Genomic DNA, 1952 nt, shown 5'->3' with positions numbered 1-1952 from the left:
TTTTGCGTGTGTGGAGCCTCGTATGCGGGTGGTGTACAGACCCCTCTGGGGTTCACCCCCCCCACGATGGGGGGGGGGGGGGGGGGGGGGCCCCCCCCCCCCACCCCCTTCGGCGTTTCCGGCACAGGCAGGCCCAGGCCGGTACAGGCCAGGCGGGCGGCAGGCGGCGTGCGGTGACCGCCGCCCACGGACGGCCCGGGTGCGGCCCGTAGAGTCGGCGCGACAGCGTGAGACGAGGGCGAGGACGGAAGCATGGCACTGCTGACCGCACTTCAGGGCGACTACGGGGACACGGCGGACGCGCTGCGGATCGACGGGCGGGCGCTGTCCCGCGAGGAGCTGCTGGGCGCGGCGACCGCCGTCGCCGACCGGGTGGCCGGTGCGCCCGCGCTCGCCGTGCTCGCCCGGCCCGCCGTCGAGACGGTCGTCGCCGTGGTCGGCGGCCTGCTGGCGGGCGTGCCCGTGGTGCCGCTGCCGCCCGACTCCGGGCCCAAGGAGCGCGAGCACATCCTGCGTGACTCGGGTGCGGTGCTGCTCGCGCACGCCGTGGGTGACGTCGTACCGGGTGAGGTGGAGGGGCTGCCGGTCGACCCGACGGAACGCGCCGCCACCACGTTCGCCGAGCCCGCGCCGGACGCCACCGGCTTCGTCCTCTACACCTCCGGCACCACCGGGGCGCCCAAGGGAGCCGTGATCCGGCGCCAGGCGGTCGCCGCCGACCTGGACGCGCTCGCCGCGGCCTGGCAGTGGACCGCCGAGGACACCCTCGTCCACGGCCTGCCGCTGTTCCACGTCCACGGACTGATCCTCGGCGTCCTCGGCGCCCTGCGGACCGGCAGCCGGCTCGTGCACACCGGGCGGCCCACCCCGGCGGGGTACGCGGCCGCGGGCGGCAGCCTGTACTTCGGGGTGCCGACCGTCTGGTCCCGGGTGGCGGCCGACCCCGGGGCGGCGGGTCGGCTGGCCTCGGCCCGGCTGCTGGTCTCCGGCAGCGCGCCGCTGCCGGTACCCGTGTTCGAGAAGCTGGCTGCGCTCACCGGGCACGCCCCGATCGAGCGCTACGGGATGACCGAGTCGCTGATCACCGTCAGCACCCGGGCGGACGGCGAGCGCCGGCCCGGCAGCGTCGGCCTGCCGCTGGACGGGGTGCGCACCCGGCTGGTCGGCGAGGACGGCGCGCCGGTGCCCTCCGACGGGGAGAGCGTCGGAGAGCTGCAGGTCGCCGGGCCGACCCTGTTCAGCGGGTACCTCAACCGGCCCGACGCGGATGCCGAGGCCTGGACGGCGGACGGCTGGTTCCGCACCGGGGACGTCGCCGTGATCGGTGAGGACGGCTTCCACCGGATCGTCGGTCGCGCCTCCGTCGACCTGATCAAGAGCGGCGGCTACCGGATCGGCGCCGGCGAGGTGGAGGCCGCGCTGCGCGACCACCCGGCGGTCGCCGACGCGGCGGTGGTCGGTGCGCCGGACGAGGACCTCGGGCAGGCCATCGTCGCGTACGTCATCCCGGACGGCGCCGTGACGGGGGAACAGCTGACGGCCTTCGTGGCGGATCGGCTGTCCGCGCACAAGCGGCCGCGCCGGGTCGTGCTGGTGCCCGAACTGCCCCGGAACGCGCTGGGAAAGGTGCTGAAGAAGCAGCTGCTGGCGGAGGCCGACCAGCAGGGGTGAGGGGGCGTCGGGCCGCGGCCCGATGACTGGCCTTCACCCTGATGCCCCGTCGGTGCTCACCGGCCGTGAACCCTTCCATTGGCTCACTCCACTGCGCGCCGTGAGCGGACGCGTGCCTACCGTGACACGCAGGCAGAACTGAATCCCCCCCCCCCCGGGCCCCGGGGCCGGGGGGGCGGGGGCGGGGAACCAACCACCCCCAGGCGCCGATACCCCCCCCCCCCCCGGGCGAGCCGCACCCCCCCCCCCCCCCCCCCACACACCCCCCCCCCCCCCCACAA

1 protein-coding gene is annotated in these 1952 nt (G+C 76.3%); it reads left to right on the top strand.

Translation table 11 applies throughout. The features are described 5' to 3' along the window. Positions 1-252 precede the first annotated feature (252 nt). The gene (locus tag ACFV6I_RS39420; RefSeq protein ID WP_380431095.1) at positions 253-1671 is read left to right on the top strand and encodes an acyl-CoA synthetase; all 1419 of its coding nucleotides are present in this window, start codon (positions 253-255) and stop codon (positions 1669-1671) included. The last annotated feature ends 281 nt before the right edge of the window (positions 1672-1952 follow it).

It is taken from the genome of Kitasatospora sp. NPDC059803, from assembly GCF_042732255.1.
In the GTDB taxonomy this organism is placed as follows: domain Bacteria; phylum Actinomycetota; class Actinomycetes; order Streptomycetales; family Streptomycetaceae; genus Kitasatospora.
Note: the sequence above shows the minus strand (reverse complement) of the source record. Positions and strands in the feature narration are given on the sequence as shown.

Bases quoted from the DNA above. Each gene is read 5' to 3' on its own strand.
- ACFV6I_RS39420 (WP_380431095.1), top strand. From the start codon at position 253: ATGGCACTGCTGACCGCACTTCAGGGCGACTACGGGGACACGGCGGAC.